The 25,789-nt window shown below is 68.6% G+C and carries 25 protein-coding genes and 1 riboswitch; all 25 genes read right to left on the bottom strand.

Features of this window, described 5'->3' with window-relative positions; translation table 11 throughout:
- Positions 1-3: 3 nt before the first annotated feature.
- Entirely contained in the window at positions 4-915 is a 912-nt protein-coding gene (nadA, locus tag H5T74_12225; GenBank protein ID MBC7231142.1) for a quinolinate synthase NadA, read from the bottom strand.
- A gap of 58 nt (positions 916-973) precedes the next feature.
- The gene (locus tag H5T74_12220) at positions 974-1,357 is read right to left on the bottom strand and encodes an aspartate 1-decarboxylase (protein ID MBC7231141.1); all 384 of its coding nucleotides are present in this window, start codon (positions 1,355-1,357) and stop codon (positions 974-976) included.
- 163 nt (positions 1,358-1,520) lie between these two features.
- Positions 1,521-2,387, bottom strand: a complete 867-nt coding sequence (locus tag H5T74_12215) for a pantoate--beta-alanine ligase (GenBank protein MBC7231140.1) — start codon at positions 2,385-2,387, stop codon at positions 1,521-1,523.
- A gap of 80 nt (positions 2,388-2,467) precedes the next feature.
- Positions 2,468-3,355 carry a DUF2520 domain-containing protein gene (locus H5T74_12210; GenBank protein MBC7231139.1) on the bottom strand — a complete coding sequence of 296 codons (888 nt, stop codon included), beginning with the start codon at positions 3,353-3,355 and terminating at the stop codon, positions 2,468-2,470.
- On the bottom strand, positions 3,348-3,869 hold the full coding sequence (gene folK / locus H5T74_12205) for a 2-amino-4-hydroxy-6-hydroxymethyldihydropteridine diphosphokinase (protein MBC7231138.1): 522 nt from the start codon (positions 3,867-3,869) through the stop codon (positions 3,348-3,350). Before folK ends, H5T74_12210 begins: the two co-directional genes overlap by 8 nt.
- Positions 3,853-4,239, bottom strand: coding sequence for a dihydroneopterin aldolase (folB, locus tag H5T74_12200; GenBank protein MBC7231137.1), 387 nt, complete (start codon positions 4,237-4,239; stop codon positions 3,853-3,855). Before folB ends, folK begins: the two co-directional genes overlap by 17 nt.
- A gap of 2 nt (positions 4,240-4,241) precedes the next feature.
- On the bottom strand, positions 4,242-4,934 hold the full coding sequence (locus H5T74_12195) for a peptidylprolyl isomerase (GenBank protein MBC7231136.1): 693 nt from the start codon (positions 4,932-4,934) through the stop codon (positions 4,242-4,244).
- A 4-nt stretch (positions 4,935-4,938) separates the two neighbouring features.
- Complete coding sequence (folP, locus tag H5T74_12190; protein ID MBC7231135.1) at positions 4,939-6,156, bottom strand: dihydropteroate synthase; 1,218 nt, start codon at positions 6,154-6,156, stop codon at positions 4,939-4,941.
- 9 nt (positions 6,157-6,165) lie between these two features.
- The gene (gene folE, locus H5T74_12185; protein ID MBC7231134.1) at positions 6,166-6,783 is read right to left on the bottom strand and encodes a GTP cyclohydrolase I FolE; all 618 of its coding nucleotides are present in this window, start codon (positions 6,781-6,783) and stop codon (positions 6,166-6,168) included.
- A 172-nt stretch (positions 6,784-6,955) separates the two neighbouring features.
- The gene (locus H5T74_12180) at positions 6,956-7,372 is read right to left on the bottom strand and encodes a sensor histidine kinase (GenBank protein ID MBC7231133.1); all 417 of its coding nucleotides are present in this window, start codon (positions 7,370-7,372) and stop codon (positions 6,956-6,958) included.
- A gap of 87 nt (positions 7,373-7,459) precedes the next feature.
- A complete protein-coding gene (locus H5T74_12175; protein MBC7231132.1) occupies positions 7,460-9,058 on the bottom strand; it encodes an ATP-dependent zinc metalloprotease FtsH in 1,599 nt (532 codons plus the stop codon).
- Between the two features lie 383 nt (positions 9,059-9,441).
- Positions 9,442-9,996, bottom strand: a complete 555-nt coding sequence (hpt, locus tag H5T74_12170; protein ID MBC7231131.1) for a hypoxanthine phosphoribosyltransferase — start codon at positions 9,994-9,996, stop codon at positions 9,442-9,444.
- 300 nt (positions 9,997-10,296) lie between these two features.
- Complete coding sequence (gene tilS, locus H5T74_12165; protein ID MBC7231130.1) at positions 10,297-11,718, bottom strand: tRNA lysidine(34) synthetase TilS; 1,422 nt, start codon at positions 11,716-11,718, stop codon at positions 10,297-10,299.
- 43 nt (positions 11,719-11,761) lie between these two features.
- Positions 11,762-12,940 (bottom strand): CapA family protein, encoded by a 1,179-nt coding sequence (locus tag H5T74_12160; protein ID MBC7231129.1) that lies wholly within the window; start codon positions 12,938-12,940, stop codon positions 11,762-11,764.
- A 536-nt stretch (positions 12,941-13,476) separates the two neighbouring features.
- Positions 13,477-15,036, bottom strand: coding sequence for a cobyric acid synthase (locus H5T74_12155; GenBank protein MBC7231128.1), 1,560 nt, complete (start codon positions 15,034-15,036; stop codon positions 13,477-13,479).
- Between the two features lie 14 nt (positions 15,037-15,050).
- Positions 15,051-16,319, bottom strand: coding sequence for an ABC transporter ATP-binding protein (locus H5T74_12150; protein ID MBC7231127.1), 1,269 nt, complete (start codon positions 16,317-16,319; stop codon positions 15,051-15,053).
- A 15-nt stretch (positions 16,320-16,334) separates the two neighbouring features.
- Positions 16,335-17,324 (bottom strand): iron chelate uptake ABC transporter family permease subunit, encoded by a 990-nt coding sequence (locus H5T74_12145; GenBank protein ID MBC7231126.1) that lies wholly within the window; start codon positions 17,322-17,324, stop codon positions 16,335-16,337.
- Positions 17,325-17,472: 148 nt separating this feature from the next.
- Positions 17,473-18,402, bottom strand: a complete 930-nt coding sequence (locus tag H5T74_12140; protein ID MBC7231125.1) for a cobalamin-binding protein — start codon at positions 18,400-18,402, stop codon at positions 17,473-17,475.
- A 205-nt stretch (positions 18,403-18,607) separates the two neighbouring features.
- Complete coding sequence (locus H5T74_12135) at positions 18,608-19,783, bottom strand: histidinol-phosphate aminotransferase family protein (protein ID MBC7231124.1); 1,176 nt, start codon at positions 19,781-19,783, stop codon at positions 18,608-18,610.
- The gene (cobD, locus tag H5T74_12130; GenBank protein MBC7231123.1) at positions 19,780-20,757 is read right to left on the bottom strand and encodes a cobalamin biosynthesis protein CobD; all 978 of its coding nucleotides are present in this window, start codon (positions 20,755-20,757) and stop codon (positions 19,780-19,782) included. Before cobD ends, H5T74_12135 begins: the two co-directional genes overlap by 4 nt.
- 210 nt (positions 20,758-20,967) lie before the next feature.
- Positions 20,968-21,762, bottom strand: a complete 795-nt coding sequence (gene cobS, locus H5T74_12125; protein MBC7231122.1) for an adenosylcobinamide-GDP ribazoletransferase — start codon at positions 21,760-21,762, stop codon at positions 20,968-20,970.
- Positions 21,763-22,005: 243 nt separating this feature from the next.
- Entirely contained in the window at positions 22,006-23,127 is a 1,122-nt protein-coding gene (gene cobT, locus H5T74_12120) for a nicotinate-nucleotide--dimethylbenzimidazole phosphoribosyltransferase (protein ID MBC7231121.1), read from the bottom strand.
- 78 nt (positions 23,128-23,205) lie between these two features.
- Positions 23,206-23,781 (bottom strand): bifunctional adenosylcobinamide kinase/adenosylcobinamide-phosphate guanylyltransferase, encoded by a 576-nt coding sequence (gene cobU, locus H5T74_12115; protein MBC7231120.1) that lies wholly within the window; start codon positions 23,779-23,781, stop codon positions 23,206-23,208.
- Between the two features lie 150 nt (positions 23,782-23,931).
- Positions 23,932-24,110: riboswitch (cobalamin riboswitch) on the bottom strand.
- A gap of 158 nt (positions 24,111-24,268) precedes the next feature.
- Positions 24,269-25,444, bottom strand: a complete 1,176-nt coding sequence (locus H5T74_12110) for a thiolase family protein (protein ID MBC7231119.1) — start codon at positions 25,442-25,444, stop codon at positions 24,269-24,271.
- Positions 25,445-25,505: 61 nt separating this feature from the next.
- Positions 25,506-25,703 (bottom strand): hypothetical protein, encoded by a 198-nt coding sequence (locus H5T74_12105; GenBank protein ID MBC7231118.1) that lies wholly within the window; start codon positions 25,701-25,703, stop codon positions 25,506-25,508.
- Between the last annotated feature and the right edge of the window lie 86 nt (positions 25,704-25,789).

Below are 25,789 nucleotides of genomic sequence, written 5' to 3'. Positions count from 1 at the left end.
GCCTCAACCGATGGCCAGCATCCGCTCCACCGCCAGCAGGGCGCCGCGGCGCACCTCCTCGGGAACGGTCACCTTCGGCTCGAGCCCGCGCAGCGCCGCCTCCACCTTCTCCAGGGTGATGAGCTTCATGTCTAGGCAGAGCGGCTCCGCGACGGGGAAGATGAACCTGACCTCCGGGAACCTCCTGGCCAGGGGATATCCCATCCCCGCCTCGGTGAGGACGATGACCTCGCGCGCCCCGCTCTCCTCCACCACGCGGAACATGCCCGAGGTGCTGGCCACCGCGTCCGCCAGCTCCAGGACCTCCTCGCGGCACTCGGGATGGGCCACCACCAGGGCGGAGGGGAACTCGCGCCGGCGCTCCCGCACCATCTCCGCCGTGATGCGGTCATGCACCGGGCAGCACCCCTCCCAGATGATGAGCTCCCTGCCCGTGACCCTCTGTACGTACCTCCCCAGGTTCCCGTCGGGGGTGAAGATGATCTCCGGCGCCTCCACCGCCCTCACCACCTCCACGGCGTTTCCCGAGGTGCAGCAGTAATCGCTGACCGCCTTCACGGCCGCGGAGGAGTTGACGTAGGTGACCACCGCCGCCCGGGGGTGGAGCTTCCTCAGGGTGAGGACACCCTCCGGCGTGACGGCGTCCGCCAGGGAGCAGCCCGCGGCGGGCTCCGGCAGCAGGGTGATCTTGTGCGGGTTGACGATAGCCGCGGTCTCGGCCATGAAATGCACGCCGCAGAACACGATGACCTCGGCGTCCACCTCCGCCGCCCTGCGCGCCAGTCCCAGGGAATCCCCCGTGAAGTCCGCCAGGTCCTGGATCTCCGGGGGCTGGTAGTTGTGGGCGAGGATGACCGCGTTGCGCTCCCGGCGCAGCGCATCGATTCTTCCCAGGATGTCCGCGTTTTCGTGCATAGAGGTTTCCCGCAATAAAAAAAGCGGGGGTCACGCCCTGCGCCGCCCCGCTCTTCTCTCAGCAGATGTCATCCACGGTCACGTGGTCATCCACGTGACTTATACGGTTCAGGCCGTCCACGTAGACCACGCGCGGCTTGAAGTCCCGCGCCCTCTCCTCCTCCACCACGCTGAAGGAGAAGATGATCACCGTGTCGCCCTTGTGTATGAGGCGTGCAGCCGCGCCGTTCATGGCGATGGTGCCCGAGCCGGGCTTTCCCGAGATGACGTAGGTCTCCAGACGGCTGCCGTTGTCCACGTCCACCACCATGACCCTCTCGTACGGCAGGAGGTCCGCGGCCTCCATGAGCTCCTCGTCGATGGTGATGCTGCCGACGTAATGGAGGTCCGCGTCCGTCACCGTGGCGCGGTGGATCTTGCTCTTGAGCATGATGCGCTGCATGGCCTGGTCCGTTCTCCCTCTTCCGCTCGCCTGCACCCGGAAAAGATCGCTTATTACGTCCGCCGTTCTCAATTAATATAACATAAGGCCCGCGGAGGCAGGAACGGGGAGAACCCGTCCCGGCGGCGCGCCCGCGGAGGAGCGCCGGGGGTTCCGCGGGTGCCTAGCCTTCCTCCCCGGCCCCCTCGATCCGGAGGATGACGTTGTCGATGAGGCGCGCCCTGCCCACCCGCGCCGCCAGGGCGACGAGGACCTCGCCCCGCAGGTGGCGCACCGGCCTGAGCAGGCCCCAGTCCACCGCCTCGACGTACTCCGGCTCCACCAGGGGCTCGGAGGCCATCAGCTCCCGCATCGCCGCCGTTATCTTCGCGGCGTCCCTCTCACCCGCCTCAGCCAACTCCTCCGCCAGGCGTAGGGAGCGGTAGAGGACCGTCGCCGCCCTTCTCTCCTCACGGTCCAGGTAGACGTTGCGCGAGCTCATGGCCAGTCCGTCCTCCTCCCGCACCGTGGGGCAGGCCACTACCTCTATGTCGAAGTTGAGGTCTTCCACCATGCGGCGCACCACCATCACCTGCTGGGCGTCCTTGAGGCCGAAATAGGCGCGGTGGGCGGGGATAATATGGAAGAGCTTGGCAACCACCGTGGCCACGCCGCGAAAATGGCCGGGGCGCGATGCCCCGCAGAGGCCCTCGGTGATGCCCTCCACCTCCACGTAGGTCAAGTAGGGCTCCGGGTACATGTCCTCGACGCGCGGATGGAAGACGCAGTCCACCCCCGCCTCCTCCGCCATGCGCACGTCACGCTCGAGGTCGCGGGGATAGTCGCGGTAGTCCTCGCGCGGTCCGAACTGGGCGGGGTTCACGAAGATGCTCACCACCACCAGGTCGTTCTCCGCCCGCGCCGTCCGCATGAGGGAGAGATGGCCGGCATGGAAGAAGCCCATGGTGGGCACGAGGCCCACCCTCTCGCCGCGGGACCTGGCCTCCTTGACCGTGCGGAGCATCTCCGCGGGCGAGGTCACTATGCGCATGCCTGACCTCCCGGGGGAACGCGCGGGGCGGCGCACCGGCCGCACCCGATCATCATGACAATATTTACCATATAACGCCCTCAGAGATAATGCCTGAGGAGCTCCTCCAGCTCCTCGCATCGCGATCTGCTCATCCCGGCCTCCGCCAGGTCCAGGGCATACAGGCTAAGGGAGGCATAGACCCGCAGGAGCAGCTCTCTCTCCTCCCGCTCCAGGCACTCCAGGTGGCGGCGGACCACCCCGATGTCCCCCCTCGCCACCGGGCCCGTCAGCGCCCCCTCGGTCCCCAGTCGCCGCAGGTTGGAGACCGTGCCCTCGATGAGGGGGAGTAGGGCCTTGAGGGCCGTGCCGTGGTCGACCCCGATCTCCTGGTAGACCAGCTCCGCCGCGTGTTCCAGGGCCACCAGGAGGTTGCTGGCCACCACCGCCCCGATGTGATAGAGGGTCTTGTCCTTCTCCGCCAGCGGCACCGGCTCTCCTCCCAGGCGGCGCACCAGCTCCTCCGCCCAATCCCGCGCCGCGTCCTCCCGCGCCGTCACCGCGAACACCGAGCCGGGGATCCTCTTCACCGCCCCCCTGACGTCCGCGAAGGTCTGCAGGGGGTGGACGCTGGCCGTCCTGGCTCCCGCCTCCTCCGCGGAGGCGAGGACGTCCAGCCCCAGGGCGCCGCTCATATGCAGGACGCGGTCACCCCTGTGCACCGCCCCGCCGCTGACCAGACTGAGGCAGGTATCGGCGATGAGGTCGTCGGGGGTGGTGATGAGGATGGCGTTGCCCTTTCTTCCCGCCTTAACCACGTCGGTGGTCAGCAGGGCGCCGTCGATGAAGCGCGCCGCCCTGCGCAGGGAATCCTCGCTACGCGAGGCCACCGCCGTCACCTTCAAGCCCTGGCGCAGCAGGAGGTGCCCCACGGCGGTGCCCACCCTGCCCGCGCCGATGATCACGAAGCGGTCCTCTCGCTCACCCATGCCATTCCTCCTCACCGAAGCGGAACACCCTTTTGACCTGCCCCGGCTGCCGCGGCCGCCAGCGCTTCGCCGCCTCCTCTATCCCGGCCGGGAGCCCGCCGGGGCCCAGCTCCAGCAGCGGCACCATCACGAAATCCCTCTCCAGCATCAGCGGGTGCGGGATCACCAGCTCCTCGTCCTCCCATTCCAGGTCCTCGTAGAGGAGCACGTCCACGTCGATGACCCGCGGCCCCCACCTGCGTCCCCTCACCCGCCCCAGCCCGCGCTCCACCTCGCGGCAGGCCTCCAGTACGCCGCGGGGATCGCGTTCGCTCTCCACTAGGGTCACCAGGTTGAGGAAGCGCGGCTGGTCCTCCACGCCCCAGGGCTCCGTCTCGTACACCGAGGAAACCTCCCGCACCACCATCCCTTCCAGGGCATTGAGCATGCGCAAGGCGGCCAGCAGGTTCTTTTCCCGCTCCCCGAGGTTGCTCCCCAGGCCCAGGTAGACCCGGCGTTTACGCGTTTCCCCCATCCCCGGTGAAACCCATCTCCACTCCCACCCAGTCCATCTCGCGGCTCAGGGGTGCCTCGGGCTTGCGCACCCTCACCAGGGCGCGGCGGGCGGGCGTGGTCCGCATCACGTGGGCGCCGATCTCCGCCGCCAGGGTCTCTATGAGGTCGTACCTCTCCCGCGCCGCCAGGTCGTGCACCTCCGCCGCCAGGCGGTCGTAGTCCACCGCCCGGGAGAGGTCGTCGGCCTCCACAGCCTCGCGGGCGTCGTACTCCACCTCCAGGTCCAGGAGGAACCTCTGTCCGCGCTCCTTCTCCTCCGGCGTGCAGCCGTGGTAGGCGAAGACCTCCAGCCCGAAGATGACGATCTTCGCCGGCAGTGGGGCGTCCATGCTCACCTCAGCGTCGCGCTCACCAGCACGTCGGTGGTCTCCAGGGAATCGACCACCTCCATGCCGCTGGTCACCCGGCCGAATATGGTAAAATATGGGTCCAGGGAGGTGGTGTCCTGCTTGAGGATATAGAAGTCGGTGGTGGCCGAGTTGGCCTGCGGCTGCTGGGTCTGGGGGTCGGAGGGCTTGGCCATCCCCACCGCGCCCCTGAGGTTGGAGTGCTTTACCTCGTCCATGACCACCCCCACCTCCTGGTCGCGCATCATCGCTTCCTGGACCTTATCCTGGTCGGGCTCACCTCCCTCCGACTCCGCCATCAGCGAACGGTAGTGGCTGCCTGTCTGCACCACGAAATCCTCTACGCGGTACCACCTCAGGCCGTCGTAGAACCCCTTCCCCACCAGGTCGGTCAGGTGCTGCACGGTAAGGGGGGTGTCCTCCCCGTAGAGGCCGATCACTATCTCTCCCTTGGTGGTCTCGAGCACCAGCTCCTGGGTGATGCGCGGCTGCGAGGCCTTGCTCTCCTCGCTCTTCTTGAGATGGTTGACCAGCATTATCAAGCCCACGGTAGCGGCGACGGTCAGCAGCGAGGCCGCCACCATCACCGCCGTGCGCCGCGCCTCCCGGCGCTTCTCAAGACGCTTCCTCTCCTCTTCCTCCTTGCGCTGCTGCTTCAGTTTCTGAGCCCTGCCCAAACCCTCACTCTCCTCGTCCTTTTCCCAGGATGGCGTCGGTCACGCGGACCACCCGCGCCATCTCCCTGACGTCGTGCACCCTCACGATATCGGCGCCCCCCGCTATTCCCAAGGCCACGCTGGCCGCGGTGCCCTCTACCCGCTGGTCCTCGGGGAGGTCCAGTATCCGGCCGATGAAGCTCTTGCGCGAGGTGCCCAGGAGGATGGGATAGCCGAGGGAGCGGAACTCCCCCAGGCGTCGCAGGATCTCCAGGTTGTGTTCGAGGGTCTTCCCGAAGCCGATCCCGGGATCGACGAGGATGGCCGAGGGGTCCACCCCCGCCTCCACCGCCGCCTGCGCGCGTTCCCGCAGGAAGGCCGCGATCTCCCCCACCACGTCGTCGTAGCGCGGGTCCACCTGCATGTCCTTGGGCATGCCGCGCATGTGCATGAGGCACACCGGCACCCCCTTGTCCGCCACCAGACCGGGCATCTCCGGATCGAGGCGCATGGCGCTGATGTCGTTGACCATGGCACACCCGGCAGCCAAGGCCTGCCTGGCCACCTCCGCCTTGGTGGTGTCGATGGAGACCGGTATCCCCACCCGGTCCATGATCCCCTCCAGCACCGGCATGACCCTGCGCAGCTCCTCGTCGAGGGTCACGAAGTCCGAACCCGGCCGGGTGGACTCCCCGCCGATGTCCAGGATGTCCGCGCCCTCCTCCTCCAGGCGCAGGGCGTGCTCCACGGCGGCGCGGGGGTCGTGAAAAAGACCGCCGTCGGAGAAGGAATCGGGGGTGACGTTGACCACCCCCATGACCAGGGTGCGGCGGTCAAGGTCGTACTCCCTGCCCCCCAGCTTCAGGACCCTCCCCCCGGGAACGAAGGCGGGGCGCAGCACCTTTTCCAGCTCCGCCGCCAGGGCCTTGAGCCCGAAGGGCTGACGCTTGAGCTTGGAGATGAGCTCCTTGTAGTGCTTGAGGCTGCCGGAGATGACCGCGGATACCTTCTTGCCGCCGTAATCGAAGACCTCGCGGGGAAGAGACACCTCCCCACCGATGGACAGCATGTTCTGCTTGAGGATGTTCGCCGCCTTGGTGTCCAGGTCGTCCACGCGCACCACGCGGAAGACCATCTTGGGGGCCATGATGGCCCTCCCCTGCTCGCTGGGCCCTATCTCGTCCAGGCGTGCGTAGGCCTCCGCCAGGTCTTCCACCTCCAGCAGGCGGGGGTTGTACCTCATCTCGCCACCTCAACTCCTCTGGCGTATGAGGGACATGGCCTCGGCGCGGGAGGCGGCGTTGGTGTGAAAGGTCCCCCGCATGGCGGAGGTCACGGTGAGGGCGCCCGGCTTCTTCACTCCCCGCATGGACATGCAGAGGTGCTCCGCCTCGATGACCACCATGACCCCGCGGGGCCGCAGCGTCTCCACCAGGGTGTCGGCGATGTCCGTAGTGAGCCTCTCCTGCACCTGCAGGCGCTTGGAGAACACGTCTACCACGCGGGCCAGCTTGCTGATGCCGGTTATCTGCCCCTCCGGGCCGGGGATGTAGGCCACGTGCGCCTTTCCCAGGAAGGGCATGAGGTGGTGCTCGCATATGGAATAGAGAGGGATGTCCTTTACCAGGATCATCTCCTCATGTTCCTCCATGAACATGGCCTGGATTACGCTGGCGGGCTCCACGTCCATGCCCCAGAGGATCTCCTCGTACATCTTGGCGACGCGCTCGGGGGTGTCCCTGAGCCCTTCCCTCTCCAGGTCCTCCCCGATCCCCTCCAGGATCAGCTTTACGCCGCGCTTTATCTTCTCTCTGTCCAATTCCTCCTCCTCGGCGGTGTTCCGCGGTTTTTCCCGCCTATTATAACCCAGGCGCCGGAGGGAGCCCGGGGTGAGGGGACCACCTTCACGTCCGTGACGGGGACGGATGCCGGGGTCGGGCCCGCCACGCGGGCATCGTGCCCGCGCCTTTACCCCGCCCCGCGGTCCGGGATGAGCGGCCGCCACGCGTTTGGCCGGCCATGCGCTCCCATCACCGCCTCCGTCACGGAAGGGTGAAGCGGAAGGCGGACCCTCCGCCCTCGCGGGGCTCGCACCAGATGGCGCCACCGTGGGCCTCCACCACCTCACGGGCGAAGAAAAGCCCCAGGCCGAGGCCGGCGCTCCCGTGACCCCGCATGGCCCGAGCGCGGTAGAAGCGCTCGAATATCCTCTCCCGCTCCCCCTCGGCAACCCCGGGACCGCGGTCCAGCACGGAGACCAGCGCCTCCTCCCCGCTCTTCCCCAGCACCACCTCCACGGGCGCGCCCTCGGGGGAATAATAGATGGCGTTGTCCATCTTCCTGGCATCTTTTCCCAGGGAGAGAAGGCAGCCGATGATCCGTGAGTAGATGTCCAGCGCCCGATCCGCGTCCTCTCCCGCCGTCTGCTTCCGCGCCTGTCCCCGTTCCCTGCTCTCCATCTCCGAAAAAACCCTTCCTCGACCCCTCTGCTCCGCCTCTTTTCTCCCGCCCCGTGCGCCGGCCCTTTCCCGCGGGGAGCGGCGGCTCTATTCCGGCTGCGGGAGGGGTCTTCCCTTGATGGGCTTGGGCGGCCTCGCCGCCACCTCCGGCTGGGCGGGACCGTCGGGCTGAGGGAGGCCATCCGGAGCATCCCTGGCCGGGCCGCCCTCACGCCCCTCCAGGAGGGCGAGGAGCTCCTCCTTTTCCAGGGTCTCGCGCTCGATGAGGGTGCGGGCTATGGTATCCAGCCGCTCCCGGTTGCGCTTCAGGATATCCTCGGCGCGCGCGTAGGCCTCGTCCACCAGCCGCCTGACCTCCTTGTCGATCTCGTAGGCGATCTGGTCGCTGTAGTCCTGGTGGGTGTAGAGGTCGCGGCCCAGGAAGACCTCGCCCTGTTTCTGTCCCAGGGTCAGGGGGCCGAGCCGTTCGCTCATGCCGAACTCGCACACCATCTTGCGCGCCAGCTTGGTGGCCTTCTCGATGTCGTTCTGATCCCCGGTGGTGAGCTCCCCGAAGACCATCTCTTCCGCCACCCGCCCCCCCAGGAGCATGGCCAGCTCGTCCACCAGCTCCGACTTGGTGACCAGGTACTTGTCCTCGGTGGGGAGGGTGAGGGTATAACCCAGGGCCTGGCCCCTGGGGATGATGGAGATCTTGTGCACGGGGTCGGCGTTGGGCAGCTCATGGGCCACCAGGGCGTGCCCCGTCTCGTGATAGGCGATGATCTCCTTCTCCTTGTCGCTGATGAGGCGGGTGCGCCGCTCCGGCCCAGCCACCACGCGGTCTATGGCCTCCTCCATCTCCTCCATGTCCAGCTTCTTCTTGCCGTGCCGTGCGGAGAGGAGGGCCGCCTCATTTACCAGGTTGGCGAGGTCGGCGCCGGTGAAACCGGGGGTGCGCCGCGCAAGCACCTCCAGGTCCACGTCCTCGGCCAGGGGCTTGTCCCGCGTATGCACCTTCAAGATATCGATGCGCCCCTTGAGGTCCGGGCGGTCCACCACGATCTGGCGGTCGAAGCGTCCGGGCCTGAGCAGGGCGGGATCCAAGATGTCGGGACGGTTGGTGGCGGCGATGAGGATGACCCCGGTCTTCATGTCGAAGCCGTCCATCTCCACCAGGAGCTGGTTGAGGGTCTGCTCGCGCTCGTCGTGACCGCCCCCCAGCCCGGCCCCGCGATGGCGCCCCACAGCGTCGATCTCGTCCATGAAGATGATAGCCGGGGCGGAGGCTTTGGCCTGCTCGAAGAGATCGCGAACGCGTGAGGCACCCACGCCCACGAACATCTCCACGAAATCGGAGCCGGAGATGGAGAAGAACGGCACCCCCGCCTCGCCCGCCACGGCGCGCGCGAGCAGCGTCTTGCCCGAGCCCGGGGGGCCGTAGAGGAGCACGCCCTTGGGTATCTTGGCCCCCAGGGCCTGGAACTTCGCCGGGTTGGCCAGGAAATCCCTTATCTCCCGCAGCTCCTCCACCGCCTCGTCCACGCCCGCCACGTCCTTGAAGGTGACCTTGGTCTGCTCCTTGGTCATCACCTTGGCGCGGCTCTTGCCGAAGGACATCACCTTGCTTCCTCCCCCCTGCATCTGCTGGAAGAGGAAGAAGAAGAGCACGATGACCAGGATGAAAGGGAGGAGGTTGAGCACCATGCCCAGAAAATCGAAGCCGCCCTGGGCGTCCACTTTGACCTCCAGGTTGCGGTAGGCGGCGTACTTCTGCGCCAGCTCTGGGTCCTCGGAGGTGGCGTAGGAGCGGTACTCGTTGATCTCCTTCACCAGCTCACCGGTGTAGTCGGCGGGGAAACTGGCCTCGTACTCCTCTCCCGTGGTCAGGGTCCCCTGCACCTTGTGGTCCTTGTCCTTGATGGTCACGCTGGCGATCTCCCCCGCCTTGAGCCGGTCCTCGAACCAGCTCAGGTCGCGGGTGCGGTCGTTGCCGAAGATGCTGGGGGACTTGGTCCAGACGAGGATGACCACGAAGACGATGATGAGGTAGAAGATGGCCGTCCTCCATAGACGTTTATTGCCGGTGTTCAACTCTCTTTTCCACTTCCTTCCACATCCTCCAGCACACCCACATAGGGCAGCTGGCGGAACCGCTCGGCGTGGTCCAGCCCGTAGCCGACCACGAACAGCGGCGGCACGTCGAAGCCGCTGTACTTCACCTCAAGACCAACCTTACGCGCCTCCGGCTTGTTGAGCAAGGCGCATATCTCCACCGAGGCCGGACCCCTCTCCTCGAGGAGGCCGACGAGGTATTTGAGGGTGAGGCCGGTGTCCACGATGTCCTCCACCAGCAGCACGTGCTTGTCAGAGATGTCCAGGTCAAGGTCCTTGATGATCCTCACCACGCCCGAGGACCTGGTGTCCGCCCCGTAGCTGGACACGGCGACGAAATCTATCTCCAACGGCAGCTCCACCTGCCGCGCGAGGTCGGCGAGGAACACGAAGGCCCCCTTGAGGACGCCCACCATCACCAGCTCGCGCCCGGCGTAATCACGAGTGATCTCGCGCGCCAGCTCCGCCGTGCGCCGCCTTATCTCCTCCTCGCTTATGAGCACCCTCGCCGCCTTCTTGTCTTCCATCATCCCCCCATCCTCCTCGAGGCCCCGGGAGCACGGGTAACCTCCTACGCCGGCCGCCACTACCCTGCCGCCCCCCTGGGCCGGCACCCTCTCCGGCCCCCGTCTCCGCCCGCGCCGCGCGGCTCGGGGAACGCGCGGCCGGTCACAACCTATCCCGACCTCATATTTTATCGTCCCGGGTGCCCTGACGCTGAACCGTCTCCCGCGGCGGAGGCCGCGTCACGGGTGAAGGCCTGCCGTCCACGATCCAGAGTGGGGGCGCCGCGCGGGGGCGACCCGGCCGGGGGCTGACTCGCCGACGGCTCAACGCCCACGCGGGCCCCGGGAGTCGGTCAGGCCCGCGACCTCTAGCTCCGCCACCCTCCGCGTGCCCTCCCGCACCCTGAACCTCTCGTCGATACGCAGCCCCATCACCCAGGCGATCTCGCCCCCCGACTCCAGCACCAGGGCCTCCCGGCGCCTCTCGCGGGGGACCTTCAGGTCCACGAGAAAATCCTGCAGCTTGCGCCGTCCCGGGGCCCCCAAGGGGTGGAAGCGGTCGCCGGGGCGGACGCCCCGCACCAGCAGCGGGAAGCGCAGCAGGTCGGCGTCGAGCCAGGCCTTTTCCCCTCCGGGGGCCTCCCGGCCAGGGTCGCCTCCGCGCCATTCTTTGAAGGCCACCTTGAGGGTGAGGCCGGAACCGCCCAGGGGATATATGCCCTCGCCCGGGATCTCCGCCCACGGCGCCTCCGGCACGGCTTCCACAGGTCCCATGCGGACCAGCCCGTAGGACCGGCGGGCCTCGAGCCCGCCTCCAAGCTCCAGGGACGGGTTTCCATCACCTTCCAGCAACTTGAGGCGGATGTCCTCCACCAAGCGGAACTCGGGATCGCGCCCCAGTCCGCGCAGCATCCCCGCGATGACCTCCCTCAGGGTGGCCACCTCCAGGGCGCGCGCGGCCTCCACGTCCAGCAGCATAGCTCCCCCTTCCTCCCGCACCACACGCGCCCGGGCCTCGTCCGTGCGGCCGGCCAGCGCTTCCGCCACCTCCGAGAACATCTCCGCCTCGGCCAGCAGGGTGCGTTTCACCGCCGGGTTGTAACGCCCCTCGAGCAGCGGCAGCAGCTCGTGCCGCACGCGGTTGCGGGGGATGGAGAGGTCCAGGTTGCTCCGGTCAAGGCGGGGCTCGAAGGGCAGAAAACGGGCGTATTCCTCCACCTCCCTGCGCCACACCCCGATGAGCGGCCTCACGTAAGGTCCGCGCACGGGGGGGATGGAGGCGAGTCCCCTCGGGCCCGCCCCCGCTAAAATGCGCAGGAGGAAGGTCTCCACCCTGTCGTCGGCGGTATGGCCGGTGGCGAGGCGGCGGGCGCCCGTCTCCTCGATCAGGCTGCGGAAAATACGGTAGCGTTCCTCCCGCAGCCATTCCTCCGGGCTCTTTCCGCCCTTCCCGCCAACCGCCTCGATCCTCTCCACGTGGCAGGGAAGGCGGTAGTGTTCCGCCACCTCCCGTACGAAGGAGGCATCCTCGCCGGAGCACGGCCGCACGCCGTGGTCAACGTGCACCACGCCCAGCGACACGCCGAGGTCCTCCGCGAGGAGGGCCATGGCGTCGAGGAGCACCAGGGAATCGGCTCCCCCGGAGACGGCCACCAGCACCAGGTCGCCGGCCTCCACCATACCTCGGGAGCGCACCGTCTCCTCCACCCTGCGCAGGACGATGTAGCGCTCTTTTTCCAGCCTCATCTCTCCGCCGCCTCGCCCCCATGGAAGGTCGAGGGCCCGTTCCTCACCTGGGCTCCAGGCGGACGGATCCGCCGGGGGAGACGCGCAGGCCGATGCCGGGAGAGGATGCGACCAAGCCCGCGAGGACCTCGTCTGCCTCTTCGTCCGCCAGCAGAACGGCGCCTCTTTCCCCGCACCGCACAGGGTAGAGGTCAACGCTCCGCAGGTAGCCGTCCTCGAAACGACAGCTCGCCAGAAGCCCCCCTTCGGCCCCGCTCCCCGTCCCGTAGACGAGGCCTCCCAGCGAATAGATGACCGGGGTCCCCTCCACCACCTCCACCCCCTGCATGAAATGGGGGTGGCAGCCGACCACTAGGTCCGCCCCTGCCCGCGCGCACACGCATGCGATCTCCCTCTGCCGGGAGCTTATCTCCTTCTTGTTCGCCTCGCCCCAGTGCACGTAGACCACCACGTAGGGGGCTGCCGCCGCGGCGGCGCTCACCGCGTTGCCCAGTTCCTCCAGGGTGGTCACAGCGTTGACGCCCGGGCTGTCCTCGCCCGCCGCGTACGAGCCCGGACCCACGTCGTTGAAGGCGAGCAACGCCACGCCGGCTCCCCCGGGAGCCTTGAGCATCACGGGCTGCCCAGCTGCCCGCCGGTCCGAGCCCGCGCCGCACGCCCCCACCTTTTCCCCCCGCAGGAGGTTGAGGGTCTCCTCCAGCCCCCGGGCGCCGTAATCCATGACGTGGTCGTTGGCCATGCACACCGCGCTCACCCCCGCCGCGGCCATGGAGGCCGCGCCGGAGATGTCCCCGCGCAGGCAGAGGGAGGGCTGGTCGGGATTGGGGCTTCCACCCCGGCAAAGGGGGCTCTCCAGGCTCACCACGTTCAGGTCGTGCCGCTCAAGGAAAGACCGGATCCCCTCCCACGGGGAAGCGATCCCCGCCGTCTGAAACGCCGCCGATCTACCGGCCTCGAAGGCCACGTCTCCCCCCAGGCCCAGTGTCAGGGAGAGGTCCTCCGGCCTTTCCGCCTCCTGCAGGGAGACGGCGGGGGCCTCCGCAGTCACCCCCGCCGTCTCCGCCGCCAGGCTTTCGCCGCCTCCCTCCCCGGGATAGCGCCCGGAGGTGAGGGAAAACACCGCAAAGACCAGCCCCAGGACGAGGGCGCAAACCACCGCCAGGAACAACGACTGCCGCCTCTGGCGGCGCCGCTTCATCCTCTGCTGCTGCGTCCTGGTCATGCCAACTCCTCCACCCGCCGACCCGGAGAGGCGCGGCGTGTCCCGATGAGGCCGTCACCGGCGCTTGCCCGCGCCCCCCGGATACGAGAGCTCGCCCCGCCCCGCCGACCCCCGGGCCTGCCGCGTCTTTCCGCTTTTCCGATCCCGAGCAATCCTTCTACGCCCACTCCCCTGCATCCTGCCCCGGGCCGACGGAGAGACCGTGCGGGAACGGGCCTTTGGGCTCATCCAGCGGCGTCGAACACGTGCGCCCCCGACCTCCATCATAGCGCAGGTCCACACGCACTACTTATACATAATATAGGAATGTGTATATTGTACCTCTTCGCTCTGCCTCTTCGCGCGGCCTCCAGAGAACGTGCTCGAGGGCGGCGGCAGGGACCCGATCACAACATGCGCCCCCGGCGCGGCGCCGGTAGGACCTCCTTTCCGGCGCGGCGAGTCCCCGGGGTGAGAGTTCCGGAACCGTGCGGGCCGCCCGGAGCCCCCGCACTGCGCCCCCTCGCGGATGGCCCCTCCAGGCCGGCGCCGGCCCCTCAGGCGCGGGCCAAGCCCGAGAGGCGGTAGACCAGATCCATGCGCAGGGACTCCCGCACCGCGCGGGCCAGGCGGTCCAGGCTCTCCTCGCGCAGCGTATCCCAGTCCCGCCCCCGTCGGGGACCCCGCGCCCGCAGCCCGCGCCGCCTCTCCAGGGCGGCCAGGAAACCCTCGCGCACACATGGGTTCTCGAAGAGGCCGTGGAGATAGCACCCGAACACCGGCAGGTCCTCGCGCATCGCCCCTTCGCCCGCCTCCACAGCCGCGCCGTCCCGCTCCACGATGCGCAGGGGAGGACGTACCGGGAGGTAAGAGCGTCCCATGTGGATCTCGTAGCCGGAGAACGGGGGCGAGGCGGCATCGAGCCCCAGGAGGGGGATATCCCTCGCCGCCCGGGCCTTCACGCGGTGGGTGCTCTTCTCCCCGCCGAAGACCGTCACCAGGGGCAGGAGGCCCAGGCCCGCCGCCTTTTCTTCCGCGGACTCCACCCCCTCCGGGTCCACGATGCTCTCTCCCAACATCTGGTAACCACCGCATATGCCGATCAACGGGACCCCCGATTCCGCCAAGCCCGCTATACGGGAGGCGAGGCCGCTCTCCCGCAGCCACGCCAGATCGTGGACGGTGCTCTTGGTGCCGGGGACGATCACCGCGTCCGGCCTGCCCAGCCGGGCAGGGCCGCGCACGAAACGCACCCGCACCCCTCTCTCTCGCTCCAGGGGCTCGAAGTCGGTGGCATTGGAGATATGGGGGAGGCGGATCACCGCGATGTCCAGCGCATCTCCTTCCTCTTCCCCCTCCTCTTCCCCTTCCGCGCGGGCTGCCGCCCGGGCCTCGTCCAGGCTCACGGAATCCTCCTCCTCGAGGCCGAGGTCGTACAGGTAGGGCACCACCCCCAGCACCGGGCGCCCGGTCCGCGACTCCAGCCACGAGAGCCCGCCCTCCAGGAGGCCGAAATCGCCGCGGAACTTGTTGATGATGAAGCCAGAGACCAGGCGGCGCTCCCTCCATGGGAGGAGCTCAAGGGTTCCCACCAGGGAGGCGAAGACGCCCCCGCGGTCGATGTCGCCCACCAGAATCACCGGGGCTTCCGCGGCCACGGCCATGCGCATGTTGGCGATATCGCGGTCGGCGAGATTGATCTCCGCGGGGCTCCCCGCTCCCTCCATGATCACCACCTCGAAGTCCCGGCGCAGCCTCCGCAGCGCCGCCAGCACCGCCGGCAGCAGCTCCGGGAGCAGCTCGCCGTATTCCCCGGCCGAGTAATGCCCCACGGGTCTTCCCTCCAGCACCACCTGCATCTTCCCTCCCGCCGACGGCTTGAGAAGCACGGGGTTCATGTCCGTGTGGGGCTCTATCCCCGCGGCTTGTGCCTGGAGCACCTGGGCGCGCCCCATCTCCCCGCCCTCCCGCGTGACGTAGGAGTTCAGGGACATGTTCTGGCTCTTGAAGGGAGCCACGCGTATGCCGTCATCCCTTAAGATGCGGCACAGGGCTGCCGCGAGCACGCTCTTCCCTACGTGGGAGGAGGTGCCCTGGAGCATGAGGCATCCGGCCAGGCCCTGCGCGCGGCTCAACCCGCCTTCACCCCCGTGACCAGCGCCACCAGCTCGCCGCGGTCCGCGGTCTCCCAGGCGCCCTCCTCGCGCAGGAGCCGGTATAGCTCGGCGGCGGCGCCCCCGGTGTAGTCCCGCTCCTCGATGGGACGGGGCGAGAATAGAAAGACGCGTTTCCCCGCCCGCAGCGCCTCGCGCGCCGCCTCCAGGTTCAAGAGGTTGCCCGGCCCCACGTAGAGGTCGGTCACCACCACCACCTCGGCCCTCTCCACCAGGTCCAGGTTGGCGCGGTGCGTGTCCTCGGAGATGCGGCTGAAGGGGGCCTCCACGGCCATGGGGATCTCCAGGGCCCGCCCCACCTCCTCGTCGCCGTCTCCCCGGTTGAGGGCGCCCGCAGTGAGATAGCAGCCCGCCTCCAGCAGCTCGCGCATGAGGGAGGCGCCGCTGGCTCCGCCGCAGATGAGGTGGACCCGGGGTCCGGTAACGGGGGAACCTCCGCTCCCCGGAAGGAAGACCACCTGGGGCCTCTCGGTCACCGCGTGACGGGTGACGATGGCACCCACCCCGAACACCTCCTGCAGCATGGCGGCGTTGAGCACCTCTTCGGGAGTGCCGCGCATGTATTCCCTGCCTCCCTTCATGACCAGCAGGCGGTCGCAGTACTGGGAGGCCAGGTTGAGGTCGTGCATGACCATGACCACGGCAAGCCCCCGCCTGCACATCTCCGCCAGCAGCTCCAGAAGGGAGAGCTGGTGGCTGATATCCAGGTGCTGAGTGGGCTCGTCCAGGAGCAGCAGGCCGGTGTCCTGGGCCAGGGCCTGGGCGATGATCACCCGCTGGCGCTCCCCTCCCGAGAGCTCGGTCACCGGGCGGTCGGCCAGGTGCCAGACGTTGGCCCGCTCCATGGCCAGCCGCGCCTTCTCCAGGTCGCGCGGTCCCGCCGCCCGCAGGCGTCCGAGGTGGGGGTTCCTCCCCATGAGCACCACCTCCAGGGCGGTGAAGGCGAAGGAGGCCGCTGTCTCCTGGGGGACCAGGGCGAGGTTGCGTGCCGCCTCCCGTGCCGGCAGGCGGTAGAGGTCCTCGCCGCCCAGGAGCACCACCCCCTTCCTGGGCCGGAGGGCCCGCGACAGGACCCGGAGGAAGCTGGTCTTCCCCGAACCGTTGGGTCCGATGATGCCGATGAAGTCCCCCGACCTTAAAGTGAGGTTGAGTCCCGAGACCACCTCCGCCTCGCGGTAGGCGGCGTGCAGGTCCCTGGCTTCCAGTGTCTTCCATTCCATGGCCATCACCCCTCCCCGGCTTCAGGCCGTCTGCTGCCGGCTGCGCCTGAGCAGGTAGATGAAGAAGGGAGCCCCGAAAAAGGCGGTGACGATGCCCACCGGCAGCTCGTTGGGGGCGATGACCGTTCGCGCCAGGGTGTCGGCGAGCACCAGGAAGAGCCCTCCCCCCAGAATGGAGCCCGGGATGAGGAAGCGGTGATCCGGGCCGGTGAGCAGGCGCACGATGTGGGGAGTCATCAGCCCCACGAAACCGATGATCCCCGACACCGAGACGGCGGCCCCCACCACCAGGGAGGCCACCGCGATCATCGTCCACTTGAAGCGCTCCGTCTCCAGGCCGAGCTGCGCCGCCCTCTCCTCCCCCAGCATGAGCAGGTTGAGGTCGCGGGCCAGGAGCAGGGCGGCGGCCGCCCCCACGGCGATGAAGGGGAGCACCGCCAGCACCATGTCCCAGTTGCCGGTGCCCAGCCCGCCCATGAGCCAGAAAAAGATGTTGTGCATGCGGTCCTCGCTCACCACCATGAGCAGGGAGACGATGGAGGCCAGGAACGAGGAGAGCGCGATGCCCACCAGCAGCAGGGAGGCGATGGAGGCGCGGCCTCCCACCCTGGCGATGGCGTAGACCGCCAGCACCGCCAGCAGCGACCCCGCGAAGGCGAAGAGGGGGACGGAGGTGAGGCCTCCCAGCCCCGCCTTGATGCCGAAGAAGAAGGCTACGGTGGCCCCCAGCGCCGCCCCCTGGGAGGACCCGATGATGCTGGGATCGGCCATGGGGTTGCGGAAAAGGCCCTGGAAGATTGCTCCGGCCAAGGCCAGTCCCATGCCCACCAGCAGGGCCAGCAGCACGCGCGGCAGGCGCACCGAGACGATGATGGTCTCCTGGGTGGGCGTCCAGGTGGCCTCCACCATCCTGCCCAGCAACGGCAGGCGGGAGAGCACGATGCGGAAGGAGGTGGCGAGGGGGACGTACACCGCACCCAGGGCCACGGCCACGATCACTGCCGCCAGCATGGCCAGCGCCAGACAGGTAAGCACCGCCACGCGGCGGCGGCGCAGCGCGGCCAGCCTTCCCGTCACCCCCGCTACCTCTTCCACGTCCTTCCCGCTTTCACCTTGCCGCCATGCCGGGCCCTTCGCGCATCACCGCCGCGCGGCGCGCTCAATCCTCCGGGTAGAGGGCCGCGTGAATGGCCTCGAGGCCGTCGATGAGCCGCGGCCCCGTGCGGTAGAGCAGGTTCTCCTCGATGACATAGACCCTGCCGTCCCGCACCGCGTCCATGCGGTCCCAACCCGGGCGGGAGGTGATGTCTCCGGGTTCGAACATGGACCCGCTTCCCACCAGGTAGACCTGCGGGTTCTGGGACATGAGCGCCTCCACGCTGAACTCGTAGTAGTCGCCTGACTCCATGTCCCCGATGTTCTCTCCCCCCGCCAGGCGGATGAGGTTGGAGATGATGCTCCCCTTCCCCACCGTCCACACGTTGTTCTCATAGTAGATCTCGAAGAAGGCGCGGGGCCTAGCCTTGCCTCGGGCCTCCATCTCGTTCACCCGCCGGGCCACCTCCACCGCTCTCTGGTTCATGTCGGTGACGATCTCTTCGGCGCGCCGCGTGGTGCCGGTGATCTCGCCCACCTCCAGGATGGTGGCCAGGGTCTCGTCGAAGGTGGTGGGGTTGACGGCATAGACGGTGAGTCCCAGCTCCTCCATGCGCCCCAGCACCTCCGCCTGCACGCCGCCAGTGGCCAGCACCAGGTCCGGATTCAGGGCCACGATGGCTTCGAGGCTGGGGGTGGTAAAGGTGCCGATCTTCTCCTTCTCCAGCGCCTCCTCGGGATAGTCGCAGTATTCTGTGACCCCGACCACCTTGTCGCCCAGCCCGAGGGCGAAGAGGATCTCGGTGCAGGCTGGCGATACGGAGACTATACGCGAGGGAGCTTCCTCCAGGGTCACCTCCCGCCCCAGGTCGTCGGTGAAGACGCCGGGGCTCCTCTCCTCCCCCTTTTTCTCCGATCCTCCACACCCCGACAGCAGGGACGCGGCCAGGATACACAACGCCAGGACCGTCAGCAGTGATCTTTTGCGCAGCATCGCTCCTCCTTCCCGTCTTCCTTCTTTCCTTTCCTTTTCTTTCCTTCTCCTCCGCCGCTTTCCCGTTACCGCGCGGGAGCCGCTCCCTCCCGTGGCCGCGCTCACAAAAAGCGTCTCCTGCGCTCCGGCGAGGCAGGCCTTCGGAGCGGTCGCCCGGCCTCCCTGCCGGCGCGGACGGCGGAAGGTCTATCCGCGAAAGGCGCCCTCAGGGGATCTTCAGCTCCCCCGCCGCCTCCTCCAACGCCCGCAGGAGGCGGCGGTTCTCCTCCGGCCTCTTTACCGCCACCCGCAGAAAGCCCTCTCCCAGCCCCCGGAAGTTCCCGCAGTCGCGCACCAGTATCCCCCTCCTTCCCAGCGCGTCCACCAGCTCGCGCGCCCGCTCCTCCGCACCGGTGAGGCGCAGGAGGATGAAGTTGGTGCGCGAGGGGAAGACGTGGAACAGGCCGGCGGCCGCGAGCCCTTCCGCCAGCTCCTCCCTCCAGCTCGCCACCGCGGCGCGCGTCTCCGCCAGGAAGCCCTCGTCCTCCAGCGAGGCCATGGCCGCGGCCTCCGCCGCCACGTTGACCCGCCAGGGCACCGCCCTCTCCTCGAGGTACGAGATCAGGGCCTCGGGGCCCGCCAGCCATCCGGGGCCGCGCAGTCCCGCCAGGGCGAAGACCTTGGTGAGGGTGGAGAGCACCGCAAGCCCCTCCTCCCCCGCGTGTTCGAGGAGGGTGGCTTCCTCCGCCTCTCCCGGAGGACAGAAGGACATGAAGCTCTCGTCCACCACCAGGATGCCTCCTGCAGCGCGGCAGGCCTCGAGGACGGGCAGAAGTTCCTTCCTGCGGTAGAGCCTGCCCGTGGGGCTGGCCGGGTTACAGAAGAAGGTGAGCCGCGAGCGGGCTGCCTCCTCCGCAAGGGTTTCCGGCCGCAGGGAAAAGCCGTCACCGGGCAGCAGCGCGTGAAAGGACGGCTCCGCGCCTGCGATGCGCGCCGCCCGCTCGTATTCCCCGAAGGCGGGGACCGCCACCGTCACCCTCGCCCTACCCGGCGGCCGCCCCGCTCCCCCGCCCCCCGGTCCGACCTCTCCGGCGGCGGGGAACGCCTCCGAGAGCACGCAACGTGAGAGGTGGTGGATGAGCTCGCTCGACCCGTTGCCCAGCACGAGCAGCCTCCGGTCAAGGTCCAGGAAGCGGGCCAAGGCCGCCTTCAGCCTGTCCGCGTCCGGCTCGGGGTAGCGGCCGACCTCCCGCAGGGCGGCGCGCGCCGCCTCCAGGGCCCGCTCCGGAGGGCCCAGCGGGTTCAGGTTGGAGCTGAAGTCCAGGAAATCCCGGGGGTCGAGGCCGTAGCGCTCCGCGGCCCACTCCAGGTCGCCGCCATGGGCGGGAAATCCCTCCCTCACGCTCCTCCCCCTCCTCTCTCCTTCCACCATGCCAGCGCCATTGCCAGGCACAGCCCCAGCAGCGAGGCCGCCCGCAGCAGCCTCAACGCCTCCCGCAGGTGCGCCGGAGTGGCCTCCCTGGACCCCTCGCCGATGGTCGGATACCGGTACGTCTCTCCGCGGTAGGCCACCTCGCCCCCAAGCTCCAGCCCCAGGGCCCCGGCGAAGGCCGCCTCGGGGTAGGCGCTGTTGGGGCTGGCGTGCCGCCTGCGGTCCCTGATCCCTATCCTCCAGGCCGCCCCGGCGTCAAGGCCGCAGGCCAGGGCGGACAGCCAGATGAGGGGAAGGGAGATCCTGGCGGGGACGAGTACGGCCAGGTCGTCCAGGCGCGCCGGGCACCATCCCAGGTGGAGGTGGCGCTCGTCCTTGTGGCCGAGCATGGAATCCATGGTGGACACCGCCTTGAAGGCCAGCGCCGCCGGCGCTCCCCCCACGGCCGCCCAGAGCAGCGGCGCGAGGACCCCGTCGCAGTAGTTCTCCGCCACCGACTCCACCGCCGCCCGGCAGATCCCGCCCTCGTCCAGCGCCTCCGTGTCCCTCCCCACCAGCGCGCGCAGGCGGGACCTCGCCGCCTCCACCTCTCCCCTCTCCAGCGCCTCCGCTACCTTCAGGGCGCTTCTTTCCAGGTCCTTCCATGCAAACGCGGTGTACAGGAGCAGCGTCTCCGTTGCCCCCGGCCAGGGCCCCGCCAGCAAGGCACGTCCCGCCGCCCAGCTCCCGCCCGCCACCAGGGCCGCCAGCAAACAGCCGCGCAGGCGTGCCCCGCGGTCATCCGCGCCGCGGGGACCCAGGCGACGCTCCAGCCTTTCCACCCAGGCGCCCATGACGCGCACGGGGTGGGGGTATCCCTCGGGATCCCCCAGGAGGGCGTCCAGGGCGAAGGCGGCGGCGATGCGCCGAGATCTTCCGCGCTCGAGCTCTTCCGCGCGCCCCATCACCACCTCACCTTTCCGTAGCCGCCGGGCGAGGCCGGCGTTGCGCTACGCACCTTCTTCCGCGCACCATGTCCCTCTTTCTCCTGTTCAGGCCGCTTCTGCCCCCCCCACCGCGATCTCCGCGATGCGAGGGTCTTGCTTGCGCTTACGCTTCCGGACCCGTGACAGCCCCCGCAGAGAAAAAATGTCCCCTGTCCGGGGCTTCCCCGTTCAGAGGAGCAGTTCCGGTAGGCGGCTGGCCAGCAACAGCAGTACGAGCGCCTCGCAGAACATGGCCGCCGCCCCCACGCAGTCACCGGTGACCCCCCCCAGGGCGCGCATGAAATACCCTCCCGACGCCTCGGCGAAGGCAAGGGCGAGGATGGAGAGCGCCGCGATGAGCATGGGAACGCAGGCCAAAAAAACGAAACATCCCGCCAGCACGGCCAGGGTGAGCGCACTCGCTGGCGCCAGGCTGGAATATGCGGCCTCCTTGACGAAGACCGCGCCCGTGCCCTCCTCGCGCGCGTAGGGAAAACGCACGCAGAGGTAGCACATCATCCACCTCCCCAACACCGGGAAAGACAGGAGCGCTGCCCAGCGCAGGCGCCCCGGGGAAGCATCCACGTGCGCGGGAAGGGCGTATAGCGCGGCCAGCTCCACCAGCAGAAAGAGCACCACGGCGGTCACGCCAAGGGCCCCTGCTCGCGCGTCCTTCATGATGCGCAGCCTCTCCTCCCGCGACCTCCTCCCCCAGAAAGCGTCGGCGACGTCCATGAGGCCGTCGTGGTGTAACCCGCCCGTGAGGAAGGCATAGACCGCCAGCACCAGGGCGGCGGAGAGGAAATGGGTCGCGCGGGGGAAGGCCAGGCCGCACGCCCAGTCCGTGAGCACCAGGGCGCCTCCGATAACCGCTCCCACCAAGGGAAAATACGACAGCGACGCCGCCAGCGTTCCTTCGTCTCCCCGGCGTTGAGGGAGGGGCAGCGCGGTGAGGAAGCGGAAGGCGTCGCTCAGGGCTCCCATGCCCCACCGCCTCCCGCGGCGTCCGCTTCCTCCATCACCGTGGCCGAGGCCATCTCTTTTACTCATTACACCTCATGTGTTCCATCCGGTCCATTGCGATCTCCGCTCGGCTTTTATGCCGCGGATTCGGCAGGCTGGAGCCGATCCCGCCTCGCTTTCTCCGCTGCTGACCACGTTCTCCCTCCCCCCTCGCGTCTCTGCCGCGCGGTCAACACGGGGTTCGGTTCACGCATCGCCAGGTCTTTACCGGTGGTCCTCGCTCCGCCTCCGGTGCGGTTCGACCGCCTCTTCGAGCGGTGATGTCCCATGTCCGGGGCTGACCCCATTTACGCCGGCCTCTTCGAAGGTGGCCATCTCGGAGAGTATCTTCAACGCCGCCTCCACCAGGGTGAGGCCCAGCGCGGCTCCCGTGCCCTCCCCCAGGCGCATGTTCGCCCTGATGATGGGATGCAGGCCAAGGCGCTCGAGGATGACGGCGTGTCCCCGCTCCACCGAGAGGTGAGAGGCGAGCATGAAGCGCGTCGCCAGGGGGTGCAGCCCCGCCGCAATGAGCGCTCCGGCTCCGGAGATGAAGCCGTCCACCAGCACGGGCCTCCGGGCGGCGGCGGCGGCGAGCATAACGCCGGCGATGGCTCCTATCTCCAGGCCCCCCACCTTGGCCAGCACGTCCAGGGCGTCGGAGGGGTCGGGGCGGTTCAATTCCAAGGCCCTCCTGATCACCTCCACCTTGCGCTCCAGGCCTTCGTCGTCCAGCCCGGTGCCCCGGCCGGTCACCTCGCGCGGATCCATGCCCGTCACCGCGGCGGTGATGGCGCTGGCGGCGGTGGTGTTCCCTATGCCCATGTCCCCGGTAGCCAGAAAAGAGGCCCCCGCCGCCAGCTCCTCCTCTGCAATATCTATACCGGCCTCCACGCAGGCAACCGCCTCCTCCCGGGACATCGCCGGGCCGCGGGAGAGGTCGGCGGTGCCGTGCCTCACCTTGCGCACCGTGAGGCCCTCCGCCTCCACGTCCGCCGCGACTCCCACGTCCACCACCCGCACCTCCGCCCCCACGTGGCGGGCGAGCACGTTGATGGCCGCTCCCCCGGCGAGGAAATTGTGCAGCATCTGGGCGGTGACGTCGCGGGGGTAGAGGCTCACCCCCTGCGCGGTGACCCCGTGGTCGGCGGCCATGACCAGCACTACCTTGCGCCCGGGGCGCGGCATCGCCTCTCCCATGATGCCCGCCACCTTGATGGATATCTCCTCCAGCATACCCAGGGCGCCGGCGGGCTTGGTCAGCCGGTCCTGACGCTCCGACGCCGCGCGCATCGCCTCCGCGTCCGGTTCTCCGATCCTGTTCAAGGTCTCCTTAAGTCTTCCCATATCCTTCCTCTCATTCCCTTCTTTCACGAAGCCGGTCACTTACCCGATACCGGTCATCTATCTCCCCCGACTCCGCCCTCACGCCTTCAGGCGAAGAGGTAGGCCCGCCACCACCAGGAAGACCTCGTCCGCGCGCTCCGCCAGGCGCTGGTTGAGCCTCCCCGCCAGGTCGCGGAAAACCCGTCCCAGCCGGTAGGGAGGCACCACGCCCATCCCCACCTCGTTGGAGACCAATACCAGCCCGGAGGCCGCGTCCCGCAGGCGCTCCACCAGCTCCAGGGCCTCCCCCTCCACCTCCTCCATGCGGCGCAGGACCTCCTCCTCGTCCATGCGCTCCTCCTCCTCGGGCGGCCAGTCGAGGCCTCGGCGCGCCATGAGGTTGGAGAGGTAGACCGTGAAACAGTCCATGAGCACCAGGGCTCCTCGCGGCGGGAGCTCGCGGAGCTCCGTCCCTCCCCCCAGCTCCAGGGTGAGCCACTCCTCCGGGCGCGCCTCGCGGTGCCTCCTAATGCGCTTCTCCATCTCCGCGTCGCCCGCCTCCGCCGTGGCCAGGAAGCACACCCTCGAGCCGGACGCCGCGGCCAGCCTCTGGGCGAAGGCGCTCTTGCCGCTGCGCGCTCCCCCCAGCACCAGGGTCATGCGCTTTTCCGCCATGCGTCCCCTTTCCTCTTCCCTCGCGGCCCTCCCGGCCTCACCTCTTCTCCCTCCTCTTTCCTCCCGACCTTTACCGCACAAAAAGCCCCGCTCTCTCGCCAAGAGCGGGGCGTATTTCCCGTCTCGCCAGGTTTCTCCCTGAGGCGGAGAGCTTACTGGCGCCTTCCGGGCAGGTCTTCTGACTCCTGGATCCTCGTTCCGCCCCTCCTTCCCAACGTATCGTCAGTGGATAAGCGGGGCTTCGCTCCCCAGTCACAGCGGCGCTACCGTGCCGGACTCCCACCGGCTTCCCTCTTGGCCCTCGCGGGACCCGTCAGGCATGCGTATGACGCTTTCAAGGAACGGGCAGTGAAATGTTAACACCGCGTCCGCGGGCGGTCAAACGGCCGACTCACGATCATGGCGGGGCGGCTCCCTTTTTTTCTCGTCCCGGGAGCCGCCGGCGCACCGCCGCCCCATCCCCCGACGGGGCGGCACGTCCGCGCCGTCACGCGCGCTCGACGACCATGGCGATCCCCTGCCCGCCGCCGATGCACAGCGAGGCCAGGCCGTAGCGGGCGTCGAGCTCCTTCATGGCGGTGAGCAGCGTGACCACGATACGCGCGCCCGTGCACCCCACCGGGTGCCCCAGGGCGATGCCGCTCCCGTAGATGTTGGTTATCTCCGGGTTCAGTCCCAGCTCCCGGATGCAGTAGTAGGCCTGGGAGGCAAAGGCCTCGTTGAGCTCGATGGCCCCTATGTCCTCCATCTTGAGGCCCGCCTTCTCCAGCGCCCTGGGTATGGCGTAAACCGGCCCCACCCCCATGATGTCCGGGTCCACCCCCACGTAGGCGTAGGAGAGCACCCTGGCCAGGGGCTTGACCCCCAGCTCCTCCGCCCTCGCGCCGGATATGAGCACCAGGGCGGCGGCGGCGTCGTTGATGCCGGAGGCGTTGCCGGCGGTGACCGTGCCCTCCTTCTTGAAGGCGGGGGGCAGGGAGGCCAGCTTCTCCAGGGTGGTCTCGGTGGGATGCTCGTCGGTATCGAAGACCTCCACTCCCTTGCGGGTCTTCACCTCCACGGGCACGATCTCCTCCCTGAACTTGCCCGCCGCGATGGCGGCCAGGGCGCGGCGCTGGCTCTCCAGGGCATAGGCGTCCTGCTCCTCCCGGGTGATCCCGAAGCGCTCCGCGATGTTCTCCGCCGTGAGCCCCATGATCAGGCCGTTATAGGGGTCATGCAGCACCTCCCACAGCCCGTCGACGAACTCTCCGTTGCGCATGCGCTTTCCCCAGCGCATGTCGTTGCTGTAATAATGGATGGAACTCATGTTCTCGGCGCCCCCCGCCACCACCACGCGGGAATCACCCACGCGGATGGCGCGCACGGCGTCGATGAGGGCCTGCATGCCCGAACCGCAGCCCCTGATCACCCCCGCCGCAGGAACGGTGTAGGGCAACCCCGCCCTGAGGGCTCCCAGCCTGGCGGCGAGGCAGTTCTCGTCGGTGCGCGGCACCACCTGTCCGAAGATGACCTCGTCCACTTCCTGCGGGGAGATCCCCGCCCTCCTCACCGCCTCATCCACCACGATGCGGACCAGCTCGCCCGTCTTGACGCCCCTGAGGCTTCCTCCGAACCTCCCGATGGCGGTGCGGCACGCGCTGGCGATGTAAGCTTCTTCCATCTCTCCCTCCTTGCCTTCGTCTGCTGCAGCGAACCGGGATTGCTACGCGGCCAAGCCCCTCTCAGCGGCAGGCCATGAAGCGCCGGACGGAGCGGTCGTAGGTGCGCTCCACCTCCGGCGGGAAAAAGCATGCCGGCAGCTCGCCGTTGCGGCGGTGGTAGTGCAGGCATTCGCAACAGTAACCCTTGCGGGAACAGGGCTCGTAGGTGCAGTTGCACTTCTCCAGATTGGCCCGGTGATTCTTGCATTCCTGGGACATGGAGACCTCCTCAACGTCGGAATGACATCGCGTCGAAAAACGCCTCTACTACATTAGCGACAGTCGCGGCGCGGCGCAAGGCATCC

Source organism: Actinomycetota bacterium (assembly GCA_014360645.1).
Classification (GTDB): domain Bacteria; phylum Actinomycetota; class Geothermincolia; order Geothermincolales; family RBG-13-55-18; genus Solincola_B.
The sequence above is the reverse complement of the archived record's forward strand: the minus strand, read 5'-3'. Positions and strand labels throughout refer to the sequence as shown.